The sequence below is a fragment of the Hymenobacter coalescens genome (assembly GCF_054783195.1).
This window is the reverse complement of record NZ_BAAGRA010000011.1, coordinates 121,797-142,138: the sequence shown is the minus strand read 5'-3', so window position 1 is coordinate 142,138 and position 20,342 is coordinate 121,797. Positions and strand designations below refer to the sequence as shown.

Sequence of the window (20,342 nt, the reverse complement as noted above, 5' to 3'; positions counted from 1 at the left end):
GCCCGTCTCCTATTCGGAAACGGGCCGCCGCGTCACATTCAGGCTGGCTTTGCAGCCAGCCGCCGTGCTTATTCTTTGCCTTTGTCGCCGCGCTTGTTGAGTTCGTCGCGGATCTTGGCAGCTTTCTCGTAGTCTTCGCGCTCCAGGGCCTGGGCCAGCATCTTGGTCAGTTCGTCCAGCGACACCTGCCCCGACGGTTCGCGGGGTTCAGCTACTTCGCTGCGCGTGCCCGGGGTGTCGTCGTCCTCGTCCTCATCGTCCTCGTCGTCGGCTTCAGCGCCTTCTTCCAGGTCCGATAGAATGATGCCGGCCTCGCTCATCACGCTTTCCACGGTGTAGATCGGCACACCGAAGCGCAACCCGATGGCAATGGCGTCGGAGGGGCGCGAGTCGAGCTCAAACGTCGTAGCGCCGTCGGAGCACACGATTTTGGAGTAGAACACGCCTTCCTTCAGGTCGGAGATGAGCACCTCCAGAATGGTCACGTGCACCTGCTCGGCAAACGACTTGAATAAATCGTGGGTGAGCGGGCGGTTCGGATTGATTTTCTCGATCTGGATGGCAATGCTCTGCGCCTCAAACATACCAATGATGATGGGCAGGCGGCGGTTGCCGTGCTTTTCGCCCAGGATCAGGGCAAACGACCCCGACTGTGACTGGCTGGATGACAAGCCCAGAATTTCGAGCTGAATTTTCTTCACGAGGGAGAGAAGAGTGAATGAGCAAATGGGTGAATGAGGGGTTTAACGCGAAATGCGGGAATGAGGAAAGCCCGGGCAGACTTTTTTTCGCTCATTCCCGCATTGCAAGGCCCTCACTAGCCCAGTTCCTTGACGGCTTGGGTCAGCTTGGGCAGTACCTCGAACACGTCGCCGACGATGCCGTAGTCGGCCGCCTTGAAGAACGGGGCCTCCGGGTCTTTGTTAATCACCACGATAACCTTCGACGAGTTTACGCCCGCCAGGTGCTGAATGGCGCCCGAGATGCCGCAGGCAATATACAAGTTCGGCGATACGGTGATGCCGGTCTGGCCCACGTGTTCGTGGTGCGGACGCCAGTCCACGTCCGACACCGGCTTGGAGCAGGCCGTAGCCGCACCCAGGGCCTGGGCCAGTTCTTCGATGAGGTGCCAGTTTTCCGGGCCTTTCATGCCGCGGCCACCCGATACCACTTTATCCGCCTCGGGCAGCAGAATGCCGCCGGCCTGATCCTGCATTACCACCTGCTTGGGCGCATCGGCGAAGTCGGTATCCGCCAGCTGAGCCGAGAAGGCCTCCACCTGGGCCGTCTGGCCGGCGTTGTGCAGGGCTTCGATGCTGTTTTTCTTCACGGCGATGATTTTCCGCTCGCCGCTGAGCACCACGTCGGCAAAGGCCTTGCCCGAGAAGGCACCGCGCTTCACCGTGAACTGGCCGCCGTCCATTTTGGGCAGCTCCACCACGTTGGTGGCCAGCGAAGCCTTCAGGCGCACCGCGAGGCGCGAGCCCACCGAGGCGCCGATATTGGAGTTGGCCAGCACGATAACCTTGGCCTGCTCCTGCTCGGCGGCGGCGGCAATCAGCTTGGTGTACGCGCCGTTCACGAAGTCCTTCAGGCGGGGCTCGTTGTCGAACAGCACTTTGGTGATGCCCTGCTCGCCGAGCTGGGCCAAGTTGGCTTCGGTGGCTTCGCCCACGGCCACGGCCGTGGCCGTAGTGCCCAGGGCCTGGGCCACCTGCGCGCCGTACGACGCTACTTCCAGCGAAGATTTTTTCACTTCGCCCTTATCGCATTCTACTACTACGAGTACTGACATTTTCGGAGAGGTTGGAAGCTAGAGCTTAGACCGGAGAAAACTGTTGAAAAGCATCTCGTTATCAAGAACCAGCAGCGGAATGCTAAGTTCTGAGCTCTAAAATCTCGGTTCTGAATTAGATTACTTTGGCTTCGTTGCGCAGCAGCTTGATCAGGTCGCCGGCCGACTCGGCCGGAACGAGCTTCACGCCCTGCTTCTTGGGGGGCAGCGCGTACTCGGCCACGGCGGTTGCGGCGCCTTCACCTACAGCTTCCACCACCTTCAATGGCTTCGTGCGGGCCGTCATAATGCCGCGCATGTTCGGGATGCGGGGCTCGCACATGGGCTGCTGGCAGGAGGCCACGAAGGGCGCATTGACTTCCACGATTTCCTTGCCGCCTTCGATTTCGCGCTCCAGCGTGGCGGTGTTGCCGCTCAGGTCCAGCTTCATGGCCGGGGCCACCGTCGGGATGCCGAGCAGCTCGCCCACCATGCCGTGCACCTGGAAACCGTTGTAGTCGATGCTTTCCTTGCCCATCAGGATGACGTCGTAGCCGCCTTCCTTGGCGTAGTGGGCAATCTGCTGGGCAACAAACCAAGCGTCTTTCGGGGCGGCGTTGACGCGGATGGCGTCGTCGGCCCCGATGGCCAGGGCCTTGCGGATGTTGGGCTCGGTGTCGGCCTCACCAACGTTGAGCACGGTCACGGTGCCGCTGCCCTGGGCTTCTTTCAGCTCAATGGCGCGAGTGAGTGCGTACTCATCCCAAGGATTGATGACGAACTGCACGCCCGCCTTGTTAAACTCCTTATTATCCGGGGTAAACGTGATTTTGGTCGTCGTGTCCGGGACGTTGCTGATGCAAACGAGGAACTTCATCAGGTCGGCTTATGGGTCAGAAGATGCGGGCTAAGCCCTAATTTCGGGCCGAAGATACTGGAAAACTCCCGCCGATGGAAACCCCGCCTACCCGCCTCGCCCAACTGCTTTCGTTCTACCAGGACGACCCGAACGACGCCTTCACCATCTACGCGCTGGCCACCGAGTACCGCTCGGCCGGCGACCTAGACACAGCCTGGCAGTACTACCAGAAACTACTCGCGGAACACCCTGATTACGTGGGCACTTACTACCACGCCGGCAAACTACGCCAGCAACAGGGCCAGCCCGACGAGGCCGCTCAGATCCTGCGCATGGGTCTCACCGTAGCCCGCAAAGCCGGGCAGATGCACGCCGCCGCCGAGCTGCAGGGTGCCCTGAATAACGTGCTCGGACTCGACTACGAAGACGACTAAAATTTATTCGGCACGCCTACTAAATCCAACAGCGGCCGCTGGTGTGGCACCTAGCTACCCGACTTTTTTGCACGTCATCCCGGGTCCTGGTTTCGCCTCCCTTTCGTAGGCCCGCTGCCGACGCTCTTTGGCGCGGCCAGCGGGCACGTAGCGCCGACCGCGCCAAGCCCGCCCGGTACGCCAACAGCCCGAAGCCGCCATCCGGGCCTTATCGGCGACCCAATAGTCTGGTCACCGCTCAATCATAATGGCTTGAAGAGTACAAAACCAGCTTACTGCGCGGCCAGGGCTCTGATGGAATAATTTTCTTAACGCATTGTAAGTCATCGTATTTATAAAATAAAGTCGAGCTTTCCAGGCAACCATCGGTTCGCCGCCGGGGTAAAACTTAGCCTCAACCAAATCACTTCGTACCCATGGCAAATCGAGAGCAACTGCGCACCGACGACTTTGACGACCGGGGCCGCAACCAGTACGAGCACAACGACAACCGCCGGCCCAGCGGCATGCGCCGCGACGACACCTACGAGCAGCGCCACTACGGCCACAGCCAGCGTGGCGAGGAAAGTAGGGCCAGCTACACCGGCTCGGGCAGCCGCGACAACTACGGCCAGCGCGGCGAAAGCCGCGGGTATGACCAACGCAGCCGCCACGAGCAGCACCACGACGAGGACCGCCACCCAGGCCAGGGCAATCAAAGCCGTGGCTTCAACACAGGCCCCCAGGGCGGCGGCTCGGAATACTACCGCCGCGACAACTCCCAGTTCCGCAGCTACCACGACGACACGGACCGGCGCGAGTACCCGGCCCGCCGCGACGACGACGCGCCCAGCTACATCCACTACAGCCACCAGCGCCCGGGCGGCATCACCCCGCGCGACTACCACGAGGACGACGCCCGGGTGCGCGGCCACGAGACCGCGCGCGGCCGCGACCAATATTCACGGGGCTATGCCGACCGTGGTAACGACCACTTCTACGAAAACTACCACGACGACTTCACCGAGCGGCCGGCCCAACAGAACGCCCGCTACAACCGCCGCGGCGATGATGACCGCGACGAGCAGCGCCCGCGCTACGACGGCAGCAACCGCGACGGGGCCCGCTCCGACTACGGTTACGGCGACGATTACAGCAGCAGCCTCTACGACCCGAACAGCCGCAACAGCGCCTTCCGCCGCCGCGACGACCGCGACGACCGGCGCGGGGAACAGAACCGCCGCTGGAGCGATACGCCCGACCTCGACAACCGCCCCAACCGCTAAGCCACGCCGCCCCAAGAAACTAGCATGTACTGGGGCGGCGCGTTCCGCTGGCGGCCGAGCAGCGCAGGAGTTCAGCGGCTGGTGTTGTATATTAATCCATCGGCAAATCAACTCCTTACGCCCATGGACAACATGACCGACCAGCAAGCCCGAGCTTTTGTAGCGCAGTGGCTGACCTCCCACCCCGAGCGGCTCCAGAGCCGCCGTCAGGACCCCACGCTGTTTCGCAACTGGCAAGACGCGGCTATCATGCAGCTGCGCCAGGGCATTCCCGCCGACGCGGAGTTTATCCTGCGCCGTTTGGCCACCCAAACCGAGACGCACTCGATGCATTAGGCACCGGCCGTAAGCGGCCGTCCGCTTCGAGCGGGCGGCCGCTTACTGCTTGGCGTCCTCGTGGTTCTGGAAGGTGTACAGGAAGCCCAACGACAGGGCCTGGCTGGCCTGAATTTTCCGGTCTTGGTCGTAGTCGTACAGCCCGATGCCGGTCAGGGCCACGTTGATGTAGCGGTTGACCTTGGCCGTGAGGGCCAGCTCCAGCCGGTGGTCCAGCCGGCGAAAAGCCAGCGTCTGGTAATTGGCATACAGCACGTAGCGGCCTTTCAGGTTCACGTTCTGCATGATTTCCTTGTCCAGCTCGGCCAACACCTGCGCGGCCAGCCACTCGCGGCGCACTTCGCGGGGCGGCGCCACGCCGTAGGGCTTCTCGCCCACGGAGGCCACGAAGCGCTCCGGGCGGTTGACGAAGGTAAAGCGCGGCGCAAACGGCGAGAGGCGCAGCTTGAAGAAAGTGGTGGGGTGATACTCAAACCCGTAGGCCGCCGTCAGGAAAGCCGGCGCAAACCACGACGAAACCAGCCGGGCGCGTTCGTTGCCGGCCGCATCCTTATCGTATTCGTAGCCGGGGGCAAACTGGGAAAGCAGGTTCAGCGAAGTAAACATGTCCCAGTCGGAGCTGATGCTGTAGCCGTACTTGGTGTCGAGAAACAGGCGGTCCAGGTTTTTGCGGTAGCCCTGCCCCTTGTTTTGCGCGAAGGCAAACAGAAAGTCGGCTTGATTGTCCCAGCTTTGGCGGCCGCGGCGGTAGTTGGCCTGCGAGTTGACCAGCGCGTTCAGCCCGAAGAAGCTGACGCCCCCGCCCTTCCAATTATCCGACAACAGCGCTTCACTGATGTTGAGCGAGCCTTTGAACTTGGTTTTCCAGGGCGAGACGGTGTCGGCTGGCGCGAGATTCTGGCCCTGCGCGGCGGGGCTGACGGCAGCCAGCAATAGTCCTAGGTAAAAGTGTTTCATGAGGGCAAATTGGTGAAATAGACCGCCATTAGGTTCCTGTTGAGCTGTACGGAAAAGGTTACGCACCAAACCAATATTCTTTGAAAAGAACAATTTAAGTCCTGCTGACTGCCTTGACTGACAATTATATTCTTTCCGGCAGTCAATATCTGAACCTCCCATCAGTGCAGGCTGTCGGTAGGGCATGCGTACGACCATTCTGCTGACCAGCGCCCTGGTATTGGGCGCCGCCGGCCGCACCTTGGCCCAGACCACCGACCCGACCCAGAATGAGGAAGCGCCTTTCGTGCGCAACATTCGTCCTGACCGCCCGGGCCAGACCGTTACCACCAGCATGTTGCGCCCGGGCCAGTTTCAGGTGGAACTCGGCACGCAGCGGCAGCTGCCGGCGGCGGGCCGCGCCCAAACCCTCTCCAGCGGCTTGCTGCGCATCGGCTTCTTCAACCACATGGAACTGCGCCTGACGCAAGGCTTCCAGCACGCCGGTCCGCGGCGGATCGGAGCCGACGGCAGCGCTACACCGGTACCTACGGGGCTGGCCCCGCTCACGGTGGGCGCCAAATGGCTAGCCTCCACTCGGCAGGATGCCCGCTCGCAGGTGGTCTTCCTCACGGAGCTGACCCTGCCCAAAACCGGCGACGCCACCCTGCACCTGGCCAAGCCGTTGGCCTCGGCCCGGGCGCTGGTGTCGCAGCAAATCGGGCAGCGCTTCGGGCTGGAAACCAACCTAGGCTTTAGCCAGAGCGGTTTTCGGGCTGCCGATACCAAGCTGGGCCAGTACCTGTACACGCTGGCGCTGAACGGGCCGCTGGTAGGCAAATTCGGTTTCTTCGCTGAGGCCTACGGTACCGGGCGGCAACGCTTCACGCACGGCAGCACCCTGGGCCTGAACTGGCGTCCCCTGCCCGGCATCCGCCTCGACGTGGCCGCCGGCCGGTCTTTCACGGGCGTGCGCGGCAGTACCATCAGCGGCGGCGTGAGCGTGCGGCTGCCCCACTGAGCAGGCTTCCAAAGGGTGGGTTCGGACGAGTCACATTATCGTGTGATTGTCGGCGGAGTGCAGACAACCTAGTTTTGTCCCATTCATTCACCGCCCCATACCAACCACATGCCCTCAACCATACTCCGCTTTTTGCTCCTGTTTGCCTTGCTGCTCATCGGCCACGCCTCCGTGCGGGCGCAGTCCGCACCCACTGGCTCTCCAGCTCGTTCGGTGACCGGCTTTGGTGACCCGGAACCCATGGATCCGCGCTACGCCCCTGCCGCCGAGCTATCGGACCTGAAAAACCAACTGCAAACCCTGCTGCAAGCCTACGATCAGCTCGTAACGCGCTACAACACGCAGAGCGCGCGGTTGCAGCAACTGGAGCGGCAACAGGCGACTTCCGCCTCCCCCTCGGCGGGCGGCCGCCCCCGCAACCTGCGCGCCAACGCCCTGCCGGGCAGCTACTAATCTTTAGTACTAATTCTCCGCGCGACGACGCCCGGCCCCAACAGGTCGGGCGTCGTCGCGCGGGGGAGTGCCGTTTCCGGCTGGGGCGGCGAGTACAGCCGCGCCCGGTGCAGCTTCGCACGGGCAAGGTGTGCCGCGGCCACGGCGTCAACCTAAGCCGCCGCGGTGCGTTAAGCAAGGCCATACCCGCTACTTTCGCTCATGAACCGCCTTTTCCTTTTTGGTATAGCCGTTTTGGCGCTGGGCATGCCGGCTTGCCGGAGCAACGGTCCCGGTCCCGCTGCCGACCGCGCCGCCGCTACTCCGCCGGCTTCGCTGCGCAATACCCGCTGGGTGCTCCGGCAGCTGGAGGATGCCCCGATCCAGCTTACCGAAAACAGCCGTGAGCTGGATCTGCTGCTGGAATCCGAAGGCTCCCGGGTGCGGGGCAACGCGGGCTGCAACCGCTACTCCGGCACGTTTGAGCAGCCCACCCCCGAGCAGCTGCGCTTCAGCAAACTGCTTTCCACCCGTATGGCGTGCCCGATGCTTGATACCGAAACGCGCTTTCTGGCGGTGCTTGGCCGCATCAGCTATTTCCGCATTTCGGGCGATACGCTGCGTTTGTACGCGGGGCCGCCGGCCGAGGCCGCTGCCTTGGCCCGGCTGGAAGCCGTCTACACACAATAATGCCGCCGCAGCCGCCTGCATGGACTACGGTGGCTCGCATCAACCGACGGTGTACTGGATTTTCTTTATTTGCCGGATTCCGCCGCCTGCAGCAGCTCCACGGCGTCCTGCTCCGTTTTCACGTCGCGCTTGCTTTGGCCCAGGGCACCGAGGGTTGGCGCGGCGGTGGCCAGCGACTTGCGGTTCAGCTTGACCTCGGCCACGCTGCCGTCGGGGCGCCGCAAGTAGTATTCCGTGCGGTCTACCAGCTCGTCGAAGCGGCGGTCGGCGGCGTAACCGCCCTGGTAGCTGGCCTTTACCATCAGCTTGCGGGGCAGTTTCAGCAGCGCGTAGCCGGCCGGGCTGCGGTAGAGCACCTCTACGAAGGCCGTGCGGAGTTTGGGGTCAGAAGATTCTGTGAACGGCTCAAACACGCGCTCCGCTTGCCCGGGCAATGCAGGCAGCAGTTTGAAGCGGCTCATGCGCGCTGCGTCCAGCCATACAGAGTCCTTTCGGTTGGCGTAGGGCTGCACCACCAGCAGTTGCCGGTACACGTCGTAGCGGGCCGGAATGCTGTTTAGCTCCCGCTTGTCGGCCATCGTGACCTGGGCCATCGTCCAGCCTTTCTGCAAATACGGCGTGCCTACTAACCCCTCGTAGCGGTGGTCGAAGGTATTGTACGCTTGAAATTCGGTGGTAAGAATGTTGGCCTTGTTGTAGTTAGCGGCCGCCTGCGAAGCAGAAGCGGCGGCCGGGGTGCTGCCTTGCTGCGCCTGGGCAGCGGTGGTCAGCAAGCCACCGAAGAATAGAAGGCCGATAAACCGGCTGCTCGTGCGAAGGTGAATCATCGTTGTAGAGGGAAAGATAAGCTCTGCAAATTATAAGATTACCGGACAAAAAATGGGCCCCGCTGCTTCGAATCAACAAAGCGGCGGGGCCCGGTAACGAGCGGTTTCGCGTGGCGACCTAGTTGAGCGTCAGCACCAGGTCGTCGGCATTCACGAGGGTGCCCTCGCTCAGGTTCACGGCCTGCACCAGCGCGTCGGCCGGGGCCGTGATGGTGGTTTCCATCTTCATGGCCTCGATGATGAACAGCGGCGTGTTGCGCTTGACTTTCTGGCCGCTTTCCACCAGCACCCGCGACAGCAGCCCCTGCAGCGGAGCCCCGATCTGCTGGGCGTTGTTTTTGTCGGCTTTGGGGTTGGAAATCGTCTTGACTTCCACCGACCGGTCGCGGATTTCCAGGTTGCGCGTCTGCCCGTTCAGGGTAAAGAAGATGGTGCGCATCCCGTCGTCGTTTACCTGCCCCACCGACTGCAGCCGCACGATGATGCTCTTGCCGCGGGCAATGTCGATAATGGTTTCCTCCCCGGGCCGCAGCCCGTAGAAAAACACCCGCGTGGGCACCACCGATACGTCGCCGAACTGCTGCAGGTGCGCCCAGTACTGCTCGAACACCTTCGGGTAGAGCAGCCACGAAAGCAGGTCGGTAAAGCGGGCACCGGGCCCGAACTTCTCCTGGAACCGCGCCCACTCCTTGTCGAAGTCGATGGGCTTGAGGTGCTCGTTGGGGCGGTCGGTGAAGGGCTTTTCGTCTTTGAGGATGATCTGCTGCAACTCCTGCGGCCAGCCGCCTTCGGGCTGCCCAATGTCGCCGCGGAACAGCTCGCGCACCGACTCGGGGAAGCTGATACCGTGGCCTTTGGTGAGCACGTCCTGGGTGGTCAGGTTGTTCGACACCAGGAACAGGGCCATGTCGCCCACCACCTTGGACGAGGGCGTGACCTTCACGATGTCGCCGAACAGCTCGTTTACCTCGGCGAAGGTCTGCTTGATCAACTCAAACTTGTCGAGCAGGCCGAGCCCGGCGGCCTGCGGGCGCAGGTTGGAGTACTGCCCGCCGGGTATTTCGTGCTGAAATACCTCGGAGGTCCCCGCCTTCAGCCCCGACTCGAAGGGGTAGTAATAGTCGCGCACCGTCTCGAAGTAGTTCGAGAATTCGTTGAGGCTGTGCTGGTCGAACTCGCGGTGGCGCTCGGTGCCGCGCAGCATTTCCACCACCGAGTTGAAGTTCGGCTGCGAGGTCAGGCCCGACAAGGAGCCCAGCGCCACGTCGATGACGTCGACGCCCGCTTCCACGGCCTTCAGGTACGTAGCGGCCTGCAGCGACGAGGTATCGTGGGTGTGCAGGTGAATGGGCAGCTGCACCGTGTCGCGCAGGGCCGTTACCAGCTCGGTGGCGGCGTAGGGCTTCAGCAGGCCGGCCATGTCCTTGATGCAGAGGATGTGGGCGCCCGCGTCCTCGATTTGCTTGGCCAGGCGCAGGTAGTAGTCGAGGTTGTACTTCTGGTTGCGCTTCACATCCAGAATGTCGCCGGTGTAGCAGATGGCGGCTTCGGCCAAGCCCTGCGTCTTGTTGCGCACGAAGCCGATGCAGGACTCCATGCCCTTCATCCAGTTCAGCGAGTCGAAGATGCGGAACACATCGACGCCGGTTTCCCAGGCTTGCTCCACGAAGCGCTCCGTGAGGTTGTCGGGGTAGGCCTTGTAGCCCACGCCGTTGGCCCCGCGGATGAGCATCTGCAGCAGGATGTTGGGCACGGCCTGCCGGATTTTGGCCAGCCGGTCCCAGGGGTCCTCGTGCAGGAAGCGCAGGGCCACGTCGAAGGTGGCGCCGCCCCACACCTCCATCGAGAACGTCTGCGGGTGGCAGCGGGCGTAGCGCTCGGCCACCTTCAGCATGTCGAAGGAGCGCATGCGCGTGGCCAGCAGGCTCTGGTGCGCGTCGCGGAAGGTGGTGTCGGTGTAGTGGATGGGCTGGTCGGCGCGCAGCCACTGGGCAAAGCCCTCGGGGCCCAATTCGGTGAGCTTCTGCTTGGTGCCGGCAGGCACCGCGCCGGCCGGGTCGAAGTGCGGCAGCGTGGGCTTGGGCAGCTCGCGCTTCGGGTCCACGTGGCCCTTCACGTCGGGGTTGCCGTTCACGATCAAGTCGCCGAGAAACTCCAGCAGGCGGGTGCCGCGGTCGAGGCGGGGCTTGAACTTGAACAGTTCCTGGTGGTCCTTGATGAAGTCCACGTTGGCCTGCCCGCCCACGAACACCGGGTGCGCGATGATGTTCTGCAGGAACTGGATGTTGGTGCGCACGCCGCGCACCCGGAACTCGTCCAGGGTGCGCTGCATTTTCTGGGCGGCGCCTTCCAGCGTAGGTGCGTGCGCCGACACCTTCACCAGCAAGGAGTCGAAGAAGGGCGAAATCTTCACGCCCTGGTACACCGAGCCCTGATCCAGCCGGATGCCGAAGCCGCCGGCCGAGCGGTACGCCACGATGGTGCCGTAGTCGGGCTTGAAGTCGTTTTCGGGGTCTTCGGTGGTGATGCGGCACTGAATGGCGTAGCCGATTTTCAGCGGCTTCACGTCGCCGCCCAGCCCGATTTCGGGGTCGGCGAGGTGGCGGCCGTCGGCAATGTGCAGCTGGGTTTTGATCAGGTCGATGCCCGTAATCATCTCCGTCACGGTGTGCTCCACCTGGATGCGCGGGTTCACCTCGATGAAGTAGATGCGGTCCAGCTCGGGGTTGACGAGGAATTCGACGGTGCCCACGTTGTTGTAGCCCACGGCCCGGCCCAGCCGCAGCGAATACTCGTAGAGCAGGTGGCGCATGTGGTCGGGCAGGTTCAGCGACGGGGCCACCTCCACCACTTTCTGGTAGCGGCGCTGCACCGAGCAGTCCCGCTCGTAGAGGTGCATCAGTCCGCCGTGGTTGTCGGCCACCAGCTGCACCTCGATGTGCTTGGGGTGCTCCACAAACTTCTCCAGAAACACCGTGTCGTCGCCGAAAGCCTTTTTGGCCTCGTTGCGGGCCTCAAAAAAGCCTTTCTCCAACTGCTCGTCATCGCGGATGACGCGCATGCCGCGCCCGCCACCGCCGGCCGCCGCCTTCAGCATCACCGGGTAGCCGATGCGCTGGGCTTCGTCGCGGGCTACTTCAAACGAGGTCAGGTCCTGCTGGCTGCTCTCGATGATGGGCACCTGGCAACTCACGGCCACCTGCTTGGCGCGCACCTTGTCGCCGAGGGCCTCCATCACCTCCGGGCGGGGACCCACGAAAGTGATGCCCTCCTGCTGGCAGCGCCGGGCGAAGGTGGCGTTTTCGGAGAGGAAGCCGTAGCCGGGGTGAATCGCGTCCACGCCGTTGGCCTTGGCCACGCGCAGTATTTCCTCGATGTCGAGGTAGGGCTTGAGGGGTTCCTCGTCGCGGCCGACCTGGTAGGCCTCGTCGGCCTTGTAGCGGTGCAGCGAGTAACGGTCCTCGTACGTGTAGATGGCCACCGTCTGAATGCCCAGCTCGGTAGCGGCGCGCAGCACGCGAATCGCAATTTCGCCGCGGTTGGCAACGAGCAGCTTGCGGATGTTCATAATGTTGGTTGTGGGAGTTGGGGAGGGGATGCGCCGAAGCTACGCAAAAGCGGCAGCTTTAGGTGAGGTCGATAGTCGGCATGCCGACTATTTTTGCGGAGTTAATTTATGATACCCAAGCAAGATTCGCTTGGGGAAAAGCTAGTTAATCAACCAATAAAAAAAACAATCCCTTCCCGACCATTGCGCAGCGGCGCGACAGGTTCCGACCGTCGGGCAGCAGCGTGACCGGTCGCCCCGAAGCCCCCGCCAGTCCGCGGAGGAAATTCTTTGTCCTCATACAACTTTCTAGGCCCGACGGCCCTCTTGCTCACGTACCGGCGCGTTATTATCAACTCATTTTTCGGGCTTGCTGATGTTCTCTGTCTTTCGATCCTGCTGCTACACCTTGGCCGGCCTGCTACTGCTTACGCCCAAACCCGCCCATGCCCAGCAGCCTACCGGCCTGACGCTGGGCATGGGCGTGGGCAACGGCCTAGGCGCCAGCGCGACGTACGAGCGCGGCGCCTGGCTGCTGACCGGTCGCCTGCGCTACAAGTGGTGGATACCCCGCGAAATTGATCTGAACCCGGTGTTCAGTCGCCTCAATTCCCGCTCGCGGCAGGCCGAAGCTGCCCTGCTGCTGGGCCGGTCCCTGACCACGGGAACCCACCGCTTCCACGCGGCGGCCGGCGTGGCCTACGTGGCCGGGCGCAACCTGGGCGCCTACCGCTACACTCTGCGGCGCAGCGGTCTGTTCAGCAGCCCGAGCACCGATTATTTCGCCTACCAACGCTACTCGGCCCTCGGCGTTCCATTGGAAGTGGGCTGGCAGGTCAGCCTCGACCCGCTGGGCGTAACCCGCCTGGGCATTACGGCCCAGGGCAACCTCAACCCGCAGCGCCACGACCTGACGCTGCTGGCCACCTTAGCATTCGCCATTCCCCTATCCGACCCACGCTGATGATGCGCCTGTATTCCCTACTCTGTGTGCTGGGGCTGACTAGCACCTTGGCGGCCTGCACGTTTACCTCCACCGAGGTAGAACCCTCTCCCCCGCAGAAGCCCGTATCGGGCCAACCTACTGTTTCGTACCAGCTCGATGGACAGCCGGTAGTGGCCAATAATTACTCCAACCTGGGCGACCTGTTCCTGCTGGCCGTGCCTCTGTTCAACCGCAAGTACCCCGTGGAGGCCGTCTTGTGGGACGACGGCACGCTGTTGTTAGCAGTCATCGACGCGCAACGCGGCCAGCAGGCGGGCGAGCCAAATCCGCAGAGCGTTCGGCACGATCTGGTGCTGCGCGTGCCGGGGTTTCAGGGCGTAGGCACCTATACCCGCTTCGAAGTCCGCTTTGCCGAGCAGCGCCGCGACGCCAATCAGCAATGGCAGTCCGGTCCGGAGTTGCAGGCGGCCCCGGGGGCGCCGCAGCGCTTCACCGTCACGGAGTGGACGCCGGCCAACGGTGAGGTGCGCGGCACGTTCGAGCTGACCCTGCTCTCCCCCGGCAGCGGGCAGCAGCGGGTAGTTTCTGACGGGTGGTTTTTTGCGCTGGCGAACTAGCCGCGTCGTAGGGAGACGCAAACTTTCCTTCCCGGCCGGGGTTGTCAGGGGGTTCCGCAACCCCACTCCCCATGGATTTTTCCGGTAAGAATGTTTTGCTCATCGGTGCTTCTTCGGGCATCGGTCTGGCCACCGCCCAGCTGCTCAGCCAGCGCGGCGCCACGCTGTTTACCGCTTCGCGCCACCCTTCCCCCGAGCTGGAGGCCCTGGTTACCACGCATCTGACGCTGGATGTCACGCAGTTCGACGCCGAGGCGCTGGCGGCGCTGCCCGAGGTGCTGCACGGCGTGGTGTACTGCCCCGGCTCCATTATGCTGCGCCCTTTCGAGCGGCTGGGCGCCGAGCAATTCCGCCAGGACTTCGAGCTGAACGTGGTGGGCGCCGTGCAGGTGCTGCAGGCCGTCGTCAAGCGCCTGAAGAAGGCCGGCGGGGCGTCGGTGGTGCTGTTCAGCACGGTGGCGGCTTACAACGGCATGCCGTTTCACGCCAGCATTGCCACGGCCAAAGCGGCGGTGGAAGGTCTGACCCGCTCGCTGGCCGCCGAGTACGCCAGCAGCGGCGTGCGCGTGAATGCCCTGGCGCCTACGCTGACCGACACGCCCCTGGCCGCAGCCCTGCTCAACACGCCCGACAAGCAGGAAGCCGGCGCCAAGAGGCACCCGCTGCAGCGCGTGGGCCAGCCCGCCGACCTGGCCGAAACGGCCGCGTTTCTGCTTTCGGAGGCCGCCAGCTTCATTACCGGTCAGATCATCCGCGTCGACGGCGGCTACTCCACCCTGAAATAAGGGGGCGAGGGTATGAGGGTGGGGGTTGAAGCGTTATCGAGCTGCCAACTCCTACCCTCTCTTCCATATCCTCTTACCTGATCCTCCCATGCCCATTGCCCTATTCTGGCACCGGCGCGACCTGCGCCCACACGACAACGCCGGCCTGGCCGCAGCGCTGAACAGCGGTTTGCCGGTGCTGCCGCTGTTCATCTACGATACCGACATCCTCGACCACGTGCCGCGCCCGCATGATGCGCGCGTCACGTTTATCTACGACGCGGTGGAGCGGCTGGCCCGGCAGGCGGAAGAGCTCAGCGGTCGGTTCATGGCCTGCTACGGCCGCCCGGAAGACGTTTTTCGTCGCCTGTTCACCGAGTTTGAGGTCGGGGCCGTGTACACCAACGCCGACTACGAGCCTTACGCCACCGCGCGCGACTCGGCCGTGAGCCAGCTGTGCCAGGAGCGCGGCATTGCTTTTCAGACGCACAAGGATCAGGTGATTTTTCAGAAGAACGAGGTTCTAACCAAGACCCAGACGCCGCACCGCAGCTTCGGACCCTACCGCGACGCGTGGCTGGCCGCGCTGCAGCCCGAGCACCTGCAGCCCTACCCTTCCGCCGAGCGGCTGCGGGCCGGGCGGATGGCCGACGTGCCGGTGCCGCCGCGCCCTACCTTGGCGCAGATGGGCTTCGAGCGGTACGAGCAGTACGTGCCGGCCGCCGAGCTGCCCGCGGCCGAGCTGGTGCGCGGCTACCACAACACCCGCGACCAGCTGGGCCGGCTGAACAGCAGCACGCGCCGCTCGGTGCACCTGCGCTTCGGCACGCTGAGCGTGCGGGAGCTAATGCGGCAGGCCCAGGAGCTGAACCCCAAGCTGCTGGCCGAGCTGGTGTGGCGCGACTACTTCATGATGCTGCTCTGGCAGTATCCGCAGCTGGTGGAAGAGAGTTTTGAGCCGCGCCTGCGCCACGTGCCCTTCCGCCACGACGAGGCCGCGTTCCGGTGCTGGTGCGAAGGCCGCACGGGCTACCCGCTTGTCGACGCGGGCATGCGCGAGCTAAACCAGACGGGCTACCTGCCCAACCGCGTCCGCATCGCGGCGGCCAGCTTCCTGGTCAAGCACCTGCTCATCGACTGGCGCTGGGGCGAGCGGTACTTCGCCGAAAAGCTGCTCGACTACGACCTGGCGCTGAACGTGGGCAACTGGCAGTGGGTGGCGGGCACCGGCGTGGTGGCGGCGCCCTGGTTCCGGGTGTTCAGCCCCGCGGCGCAGCAGCAGAAATTCGACCCTCAGCTGGAATACGTGCGCCGCTGGGTGCCGGAGTACGGCACCGCCGCCTACCCCGTGCCGGTGGTAGACCACAAAGAGGCCCGCGAGCGGGCCATCAGCACGTACCGGGCAGCTTATCAGGCTGCGCAGCTCTAACGCGGCCAGCTCCCGCGGCCAGCAGTGCCCTCATTCGTTTTCCGAACCAGGCTCCGCGGCGCTTCTCGAAAAACCATTATTTACTGAGCACCTTGATGCTCAAGCGGCGATTCATGGCCCGGCCTTCGTCGGTGGCGTTGCCGGCAATGGCGTAGCGCGGCCCGTAGCCGCGGGCATCCATGCGGCCGGGGCTAATGCCCAGCTCCACCAGGGCGGCCCAGGCAGCTTGCGCGCGGGCTTCGCTCAGCAGCTTATTGACTTTGTAAGTGCCCGTGCTGTCGGTGTAGCCCCCGATCTTGATGCGCACTTTGGGATAGGCGCGCATGATCTGGGCAATGTGGCCCAACTGCACCCGGGAATCGGGCGTGAGCGTGGCCTTGCCAGGTTCAAAGAACACCCGATCAAAGTTCAGCCAGCCTTTGGTCAGGTCCACCGTATCCACCTGCGCGGCCGGATCGGTGATGAAGCGGTGCAGCAAGCTCTCGGTGGACTGCACGCCCACGCCGGTGAGGCGCCCACCACCGGCTAGTGTGAGGGTGGTGCTGGCACCGGTGTGGTAGATGTAATTGCCGGTTTTGGCGTCGTAATGACCGGGCGTGGCCGGGGTCACCTTGGGCGCGGGCCGGCGCGGCGTGTTCTTTTTGGGAGCGTACGCGTACGTGCGGGGCGGCTCGGCGGCGGCGGGCGCCAGCGGGGCGGCAGAAACCGGCTGGTTGGCAGCCTCATCGAGCCGGGGCACCTGCTTGATATAGGTGGGCGTGGCAGCAGCGGCGGACGCGGATGGCGCAGCTTCCCGGGCGGTGGCCCGTCGCGTAGCAGTGGCCTTGCCACCGGCTGTCGGCTGGCCTAGCACGAAGGTGAGGCTGGTGGATTTGCCCGCCGCTAAAAATACGTTGTCGGCCAACTGCGGTTGAAACCCGGCCCGGCTAACCTGTAACACGTACGGACCGCCGGCCACCAACTCCGCTAGTGCAAAGCGGCCGGTGGCGTCGGTGGTCGTGACCCGCTTGGTGCCCGAAGGCAGGTGCACCACCGTCACGGCCGCCTGCGGCAGCGCCTGCTGGTCAGCCGATTGCACGCTTCCAGCAATGCTGCCAGCGCTGCTTGGGCTGGCTGTTTGCGCAGAGGTGGGCAGCGCCAGCAGGGCGCCCAAGCTACTGACTGCGAAGACTGTAAAGCGGTAAAAGTGTTTCATACCAATAGGTGGCGCGGGGGTAGTAATGTTCGAAGGTAGCGCATCGGGTCATGCACACAAATGATTTAATAGGTTAATACCTATATTATTTATAACCACATGCATTTCGCTCCATTGCCTCCGGGGGCAGGCGGCAACCAACTGGGGGACGCGCGGGTTGTATTGTTGCCATGGAGAAAGACCGCATCAAGCGGGCGTACCTCGAGTACGTGCTGCGCCACAATCAACCGCCAGCTTCGGTGTACCTGCTCAGCGAGCAGCTAGGCCTGCCCGAAGCCGAGTTTTACCGCTACTACGCCACCTTCGCCGCCATCGACCGCGAAATCTGGGCTGACTTCGGGCGGCAGGCCCGCGAGCAGGCCAGCCGCGAGCCGGTGTGGGCCGAGTACGGCGCCCGCGAAAAGCTGCTCGCCTTTTACTACACCCTGCTGGAAATCCTGAAGCAGAACCGCAGCTACGCGCTGCAGTCGCTGCGCCGCTCGCTGCGGGGCATGCCCGCCCTCACGCCCCGGGTACTCGACGACTTCCGCCAGGACTTTGAAACCTTCGTGGCGGATGTGCTGCGCGCCGGGCGCCAGACCGACGAAGTGGCGGGCCGCCCGCTGGTGCAGGAGCAATATCCGCGCGCCTTTTGGCAGCAGGCCCTGTTTCTGCTCGGCTTCTTTGCCAAAGACGAGTCGCTGAACTTCGAGCGCACCGATGCGGCCGTGGAAAAGGCCGTCACGCTGAGCTTCGATCTGGTCGGCCGCAACACGCTGGATTCGGCCCTGGATCTGGCACGCTTCCTCTTCCAATCGAGCCGCAGTCGATGAGCGAGCAACCGCAGCCGCTGGCCTCGCTGCCCACCACCAAAGTGGCCCGGGCGGCCCGCTTTGCCAAAACCGGGCTGAAAGTGGGGGCCAACTACGTGAAACACTACGCCCGCCGGGCCGCCGGCGCCGACCTCGCCCCCGAGGACCTGCACGCGGCCAACGCGGCCGAGCTGTACGGCGCCCTGAGCGAAATGAAAGGCTCGGTGCTCAAGGTGGCGCAGATGTTGGCCATGGAGAAAAACATCCTGCCCGCCGCCTACGCCGAGCAGTTTGCCCAGGCCCAGTACCAGACGCCGCCGCTATCGGGGCCGCTGGTGGTCAAGGCCTTCCGCGACGCGTTTGGGAAGTCGCCCTTCGAGCTGTTCGACGCGTTTGAGCCTGCCGCCCGGCAGGCGGCCAGCATCGGGCAGGTGCATTTTGCCCGCAAGGATGGCCGCGCCCTGGCCGTGAAGGTGCAGTACCCCGGCGTGGCCGACAGCATCCGCTCCGACATCCGGCTGGTGAAGCCCGTGGCCCTGCGCGTGCTCGGCCTCGACGAGGCTACCGTGCGCCCCTACCTGCAGGAGGTGGAAACGCGCCTGCTCGAGGAAACCGACTACCAGCTGGAGCTGCGCCGCGGCCAAGCCATTGCGGCCGGCAGCGCGCAGTTCGCGCACCTGGAGTTTCCGCGGTATTACCCGGAGCTGTCTACCGCCCGCATCCTGACCATGGACTGGCTGCCCGGCCAGCACCTGAAGGAGTTTCTGGCGACCGGGCCCGCGCAGGCCGTGCGCAACCAGCTTGGCCAGACGCTTTGGGACTTCTACATGCACCAGCTGCACTCGCTGCGGCAGGTGCACGCCGACCCGCATCCCGGCAACTTCCTGCTCCGCGCCGACGCAGGCGGTACCGTGGGCGTGCTGGACTTTGGCTGCGTCAAGGAAATTCCGGCCGAGGTGCACCGGCTCTTCACGGCCCTGCTCGCCCCGGAAACCCTCGCCGACGAAAGCCGCCTGGCCGCCCTGCTCACCGAAGCCGGCCTGCTGCGCCCCGACGACCCGGCCAGCCTGCGCCAGCTGTACCTGCGTACCTTGCACGACTCGCTGACCCTCGTGGGCCAGCCGTTCCGCGAGCCGGTGTTTGACTTCGGCAACCCCGATTTCTTGCCGGCCCTGTACGCCCTCGGCGACGACCTGATGCAGCAGCCGGAGCTGCGCCGCCAGCGCGAACCCCGCGGCTCCGAGCATTTCATTTACCTGAACCGCACCTACGTGGGCCTGTACGCTCTGCTCACGGAACTAGGCGCCGAGGTGCGGACGCAGGCACCCGCACCCTAGCAACTTCGACAGCTCGCACGCGGCGCGCAACAGCTGGCTGTTGCGCGCCGCGTGGCTTTTTGCCCCACCGCGTCCCGCCGTGGTTGCTGCTGGCGCGGCCGCGCCGCGGCAACCAATTCCCACGGTTTTCGATTCAGCCACTAAGCCAACCAAATTCCTCACCGATGAAGCACCTTTTCCTTGCTTTGCTCCTGCTGCTCGGGGCTGGGGCTGCCGGGGCGCAACAAGCTCCTTCCTGCTGCGCCAAGCCCGATGCCCTGGTCGCCTTTGCCCACCTGGCAGCTGATCCGGCCTTCATGAGCGGCCACGACTCGCCCCTGCCGCTGGACTATGCTCAGCAGGCCGCGGGGCAGACCGTAACCTTTACCACTCCCGACAGCAGCACCGCCTACGGCTACGAAGTGCGGCCCGCCGCACCCACGGGGCAGTACCTGATGGTGGTGCACGAATGGTGGGGCCTGAACGACTACATCAAGCGCGAAGCCGACCGCCTGGCCGCCGCCCTGCCCGGCGTGACGGTGCTGGCCGTGGACCTCTACGATGGGAAGCTGGCCACCGACGCACAGGAAGCCAGCCGGCTGGTGCAGGCCGTGGATAACAACCGCGCCAAGAACATCATCCGCGGGGCCATTGCTCACGCCGGCCCCACGGCCCAGGTAGCCACGCTGGGTTGGTGCTTTGGGGGCAGCTGGTCGCTGCAGGCCGCTATGCTGGCCGGCAAACAAGCCGTGGGCTGCGTCGTCTACTACGGCATGCCGGAAAAGGACGTCGCCAAGCTCAAAATGCTGAATACCGACGTGCTGGGCCTGTTTGCCACCCAGGACCAGGGCATCAGCCCGGCCGTGGTACGGCAGTTTCAGGCCGACATGAAAAAGGCCGGCAAGCAGCTAACGGTACACAACTTCAATGCCGTGCACGCCTTCGCCAACCCCTCGAACCCGAAGTACGACGCGGCCGCCGCGGGCCAAGCTAATACACTGGCGCTGGCTTACCTGAAAAAGAAATTCAAGCTCAAAACTTAGTCGCCAGTGGCTTCTGCGTGCAAGCCACCGCTTCCGGGGAAAGCGGTGGCTTGCTTGATTTTTGGAGCACGGTCCGCAGTCAGCGTGCCCGGTGGCCGACGTCCGCTGCCCCCCTTTTCG

Annotated in this window: 20 protein-coding genes; 13 read left to right on the top strand and 7 right to left on the bottom strand. The window is 64.0% G+C overall.

Features of this window, described 5'->3' with window-relative positions:
• Positions 1 to 68 precede the first annotated feature (68 nt).
• The 3 genes from ACYVKQ_RS08350 to ACYVKQ_RS08340 form a co-directional block, all read right to left on the bottom strand.
• Positions 69 to 701: a bifunctional nuclease family protein gene (locus ACYVKQ_RS08350; protein ID WP_460577534.1), complete on the bottom strand. Its 633-nt coding sequence runs from the start codon at positions 699 to 701 to the stop codon at positions 69 to 71.
• Positions 702 to 817: 116 nt separating this feature from the next.
• The gene (locus tag ACYVKQ_RS08345) at positions 818 to 1,795 is read right to left on the bottom strand and encodes an electron transfer flavoprotein subunit alpha/FixB family protein (protein ID WP_460577532.1); all 978 of its coding nucleotides are present in this window, start codon (positions 1,793 to 1,795) and stop codon (positions 818 to 820) included.
• A gap of 115 nt (positions 1,796 to 1,910) precedes the next feature.
• Complete coding sequence (locus tag ACYVKQ_RS08340; protein ID WP_460577530.1) at positions 1,911 to 2,651, bottom strand: electron transfer flavoprotein subunit beta/FixA family protein; 741 nt, start codon at positions 2,649 to 2,651, stop codon at positions 1,911 to 1,913.
• 74 nt (positions 2,652 to 2,725) lie between these two features.
• Between ACYVKQ_RS08340 and ACYVKQ_RS08335 the strand changes: the two genes are divergently transcribed.
• From ACYVKQ_RS08335 to ACYVKQ_RS08325, 3 genes are all read left to right on the top strand, one after another.
• Positions 2,726 to 3,067 carry a tetratricopeptide repeat protein gene (locus ACYVKQ_RS08335; RefSeq protein ID WP_460577528.1) on the top strand — a complete coding sequence of 114 codons (342 nt, stop codon included), beginning with the start codon at positions 2,726 to 2,728 and terminating at the stop codon, positions 3,065 to 3,067.
• Between the two features lie 416 nt (positions 3,068 to 3,483).
• The gene (locus tag ACYVKQ_RS08330; protein WP_460577526.1) at positions 3,484 to 4,332 is read left to right on the top strand and encodes a hypothetical protein; all 849 of its coding nucleotides are present in this window, start codon (positions 3,484 to 3,486) and stop codon (positions 4,330 to 4,332) included.
• A gap of 123 nt (positions 4,333 to 4,455) precedes the next feature.
• The gene (locus ACYVKQ_RS08325; protein ID WP_460577524.1) at positions 4,456 to 4,668 is read left to right on the top strand and encodes a hypothetical protein; all 213 of its coding nucleotides are present in this window, start codon (positions 4,456 to 4,458) and stop codon (positions 4,666 to 4,668) included.
• 42 nt (positions 4,669 to 4,710) lie between these two features.
• Here ACYVKQ_RS08325 and ACYVKQ_RS08320 read toward each other — a convergent pair whose 3' ends face one another.
• Positions 4,711 to 5,625: a DUF3078 domain-containing protein gene (locus ACYVKQ_RS08320; protein ID WP_460577522.1), complete on the bottom strand. Its 915-nt coding sequence runs from the start codon at positions 5,623 to 5,625 to the stop codon at positions 4,711 to 4,713.
• Positions 5,626 to 5,809: 184 nt separating this feature from the next.
• Here ACYVKQ_RS08320 and ACYVKQ_RS08315 point away from each other — a divergent pair, with 184 nt between their 5' ends.
• The 3 genes from ACYVKQ_RS08315 (at position 5,810) to ACYVKQ_RS08305 (ending at position 7,747) form a co-directional block, all read left to right on the top strand.
• Positions 5,810 to 6,625 (top strand): transporter, encoded by an 816-nt coding sequence (locus tag ACYVKQ_RS08315; protein WP_460577520.1) that lies wholly within the window; start codon positions 5,810 to 5,812, stop codon positions 6,623 to 6,625.
• Between the two features lie 108 nt (positions 6,626 to 6,733).
• Positions 6,734 to 7,078 (top strand): hypothetical protein, encoded by a 345-nt coding sequence (locus ACYVKQ_RS08310; protein WP_460577518.1) that lies wholly within the window; start codon positions 6,734 to 6,736, stop codon positions 7,076 to 7,078.
• A gap of 201 nt (positions 7,079 to 7,279) precedes the next feature.
• Positions 7,280 to 7,747, top strand: a complete 468-nt coding sequence (locus ACYVKQ_RS08305) for an META domain-containing protein (protein WP_460577516.1) — start codon at positions 7,280 to 7,282, stop codon at positions 7,745 to 7,747.
• A gap of 65 nt (positions 7,748 to 7,812) precedes the next feature.
• Here the strand turns inward: ACYVKQ_RS08305 and ACYVKQ_RS08300 are convergent, their stop codons facing one another.
• Positions 7,813 to 8,574, bottom strand: a complete 762-nt coding sequence (locus tag ACYVKQ_RS08300) for a hypothetical protein (protein ID WP_460577515.1) — start codon at positions 8,572 to 8,574, stop codon at positions 7,813 to 7,815.
• Between the two features lie 118 nt (positions 8,575 to 8,692).
• Complete coding sequence (locus tag ACYVKQ_RS08295; protein ID WP_460577513.1) at positions 8,693 to 12,142, bottom strand: pyruvate carboxylase; 3,450 nt, start codon at positions 12,140 to 12,142, stop codon at positions 8,693 to 8,695.
• A 355-nt stretch (positions 12,143 to 12,497) separates the two neighbouring features.
• Between ACYVKQ_RS08295 and ACYVKQ_RS08290 the strand changes: the two genes are divergently transcribed.
• The 4 genes from ACYVKQ_RS08290 (at position 12,498) to ACYVKQ_RS08275 (ending at position 15,877) form a co-directional block, all read left to right on the top strand.
• On the top strand, positions 12,498 to 13,085 hold the full coding sequence (locus ACYVKQ_RS08290; protein WP_460577512.1) for a hypothetical protein: 588 nt from the start codon (positions 12,498 to 12,500) through the stop codon (positions 13,083 to 13,085).
• The gene (locus tag ACYVKQ_RS08285) at positions 13,085 to 13,684 is read left to right on the top strand and encodes a hypothetical protein (RefSeq protein WP_460577510.1); all 600 of its coding nucleotides are present in this window, start codon (positions 13,085 to 13,087) and stop codon (positions 13,682 to 13,684) included. Before ACYVKQ_RS08290 ends, ACYVKQ_RS08285 begins: the two co-directional genes overlap by 1 nt.
• A gap of 71 nt (positions 13,685 to 13,755) precedes the next feature.
• Positions 13,756 to 14,469 carry an SDR family NAD(P)-dependent oxidoreductase gene (locus ACYVKQ_RS08280; protein ID WP_460577508.1) on the top strand — a complete coding sequence of 238 codons (714 nt, stop codon included), beginning with the start codon at positions 13,756 to 13,758 and terminating at the stop codon, positions 14,467 to 14,469.
• Positions 14,470 to 14,557: 88 nt separating this feature from the next.
• A complete protein-coding gene (locus ACYVKQ_RS08275) occupies positions 14,558 to 15,877 on the top strand; it encodes a cryptochrome/photolyase family protein (RefSeq protein WP_460577506.1) in 1,320 nt (439 codons plus the stop codon).
• A gap of 76 nt (positions 15,878 to 15,953) precedes the next feature.
• Here the strand turns inward: ACYVKQ_RS08275 and ACYVKQ_RS08270 are convergent, their stop codons facing one another.
• Positions 15,954 to 17,072: an OmpA family protein gene (locus tag ACYVKQ_RS08270; RefSeq protein ID WP_460577504.1), complete on the bottom strand. Its 1,119-nt coding sequence runs from the start codon at positions 17,070 to 17,072 to the stop codon at positions 15,954 to 15,956.
• Positions 17,073 to 17,242: 170 nt separating this feature from the next.
• Here ACYVKQ_RS08270 and ACYVKQ_RS08265 point away from each other — a divergent pair, with 170 nt between their 5' ends.
• The 3 genes from ACYVKQ_RS08265 (at position 17,243) to ACYVKQ_RS08255 (ending at position 20,222) form a co-directional block, all read left to right on the top strand.
• A complete protein-coding gene (locus ACYVKQ_RS08265) occupies positions 17,243 to 17,884 on the top strand; it encodes a TetR/AcrR family transcriptional regulator (protein ID WP_460577502.1) in 642 nt (213 codons plus the stop codon).
• Positions 17,881 to 19,200 carry an ABC1 kinase family protein gene (locus ACYVKQ_RS08260; RefSeq protein WP_460577500.1) on the top strand — a complete coding sequence of 440 codons (1,320 nt, stop codon included), beginning with the start codon at positions 17,881 to 17,883 and terminating at the stop codon, positions 19,198 to 19,200. Before ACYVKQ_RS08265 ends, ACYVKQ_RS08260 begins: the two co-directional genes overlap by 4 nt.
• Positions 19,201 to 19,364: 164 nt before the next feature.
• Entirely contained in the window at positions 19,365 to 20,222 is an 858-nt protein-coding gene (locus ACYVKQ_RS08255) for a dienelactone hydrolase family protein (protein ID WP_460577498.1), read from the top strand.
• The last annotated feature ends 120 nt before the right edge of the window (positions 20,223 to 20,342 follow it).

Excerpts from the sequence above, each read along its gene's own strand:
- ACYVKQ_RS08345 (WP_460577532.1), bottom strand. The coding sequence starts at position 1,795 with ATGTCAGTACTCGTAGTAGTAGAATGCGATAAGGGCGAAGTGAAAAAA.
- ACYVKQ_RS08340 (WP_460577530.1), bottom strand. The coding sequence starts at position 2,651 with ATGAAGTTCCTCGTTTGCATCAGCAACGTCCCGGACACGACGACCAAA.
- ACYVKQ_RS08335 (WP_460577528.1), top strand. The coding sequence starts at position 2,726 with ATGGAAACCCCGCCTACCCGCCTCGCCCAACTGCTTTCGTTCTACCAG.
- ACYVKQ_RS08330 (WP_460577526.1), top strand. The coding sequence starts at position 3,484 with ATGGCAAATCGAGAGCAACTGCGCACCGACGACTTTGACGACCGGGGC.
- ACYVKQ_RS08325 (WP_460577524.1), top strand. The coding sequence starts at position 4,456 with ATGGACAACATGACCGACCAGCAAGCCCGAGCTTTTGTAGCGCAGTGG.
- ACYVKQ_RS08320 (WP_460577522.1), bottom strand. The coding sequence starts at position 5,625 with ATGAAACACTTTTACCTAGGACTATTGCTGGCTGCCGTCAGCCCCGCC.
- ACYVKQ_RS08315 (WP_460577520.1), top strand. The coding sequence starts at position 5,810 with ATGCGTACGACCATTCTGCTGACCAGCGCCCTGGTATTGGGCGCCGCC.
- ACYVKQ_RS08310 (WP_460577518.1), top strand. The coding sequence starts at position 6,734 with ATGCCCTCAACCATACTCCGCTTTTTGCTCCTGTTTGCCTTGCTGCTC.
- ACYVKQ_RS08305 (WP_460577516.1), top strand. The coding sequence starts at position 7,280 with ATGAACCGCCTTTTCCTTTTTGGTATAGCCGTTTTGGCGCTGGGCATG.
- ACYVKQ_RS08300 (WP_460577515.1), bottom strand. The coding sequence starts at position 8,574 with ATGATTCACCTTCGCACGAGCAGCCGGTTTATCGGCCTTCTATTCTTC.
- ACYVKQ_RS08295 (WP_460577513.1), bottom strand. The coding sequence starts at position 12,142 with ATGAACATCCGCAAGCTGCTCGTTGCCAACCGCGGCGAAATTGCGATT.
- ACYVKQ_RS08290 (WP_460577512.1), top strand. The coding sequence starts at position 12,498 with ATGTTCTCTGTCTTTCGATCCTGCTGCTACACCTTGGCCGGCCTGCTA.
- ACYVKQ_RS08285 (WP_460577510.1), top strand. The coding sequence starts at position 13,085 with ATGATGCGCCTGTATTCCCTACTCTGTGTGCTGGGGCTGACTAGCACC.
- ACYVKQ_RS08280 (WP_460577508.1), top strand. The coding sequence starts at position 13,756 with ATGGATTTTTCCGGTAAGAATGTTTTGCTCATCGGTGCTTCTTCGGGC.
- ACYVKQ_RS08275 (WP_460577506.1), top strand. The coding sequence starts at position 14,558 with ATGCCCATTGCCCTATTCTGGCACCGGCGCGACCTGCGCCCACACGAC.
- ACYVKQ_RS08270 (WP_460577504.1), bottom strand. The coding sequence starts at position 17,072 with ATGAAACACTTTTACCGCTTTACAGTCTTCGCAGTCAGTAGCTTGGGC.
- ACYVKQ_RS08265 (WP_460577502.1), top strand. The coding sequence starts at position 17,243 with ATGGAGAAAGACCGCATCAAGCGGGCGTACCTCGAGTACGTGCTGCGC.
- ACYVKQ_RS08260 (WP_460577500.1), top strand. The coding sequence starts at position 17,881 with ATGAGCGAGCAACCGCAGCCGCTGGCCTCGCTGCCCACCACCAAAGTG.
- ACYVKQ_RS08255 (WP_460577498.1), top strand. The coding sequence starts at position 19,365 with ATGAAGCACCTTTTCCTTGCTTTGCTCCTGCTGCTCGGGGCTGGGGCT.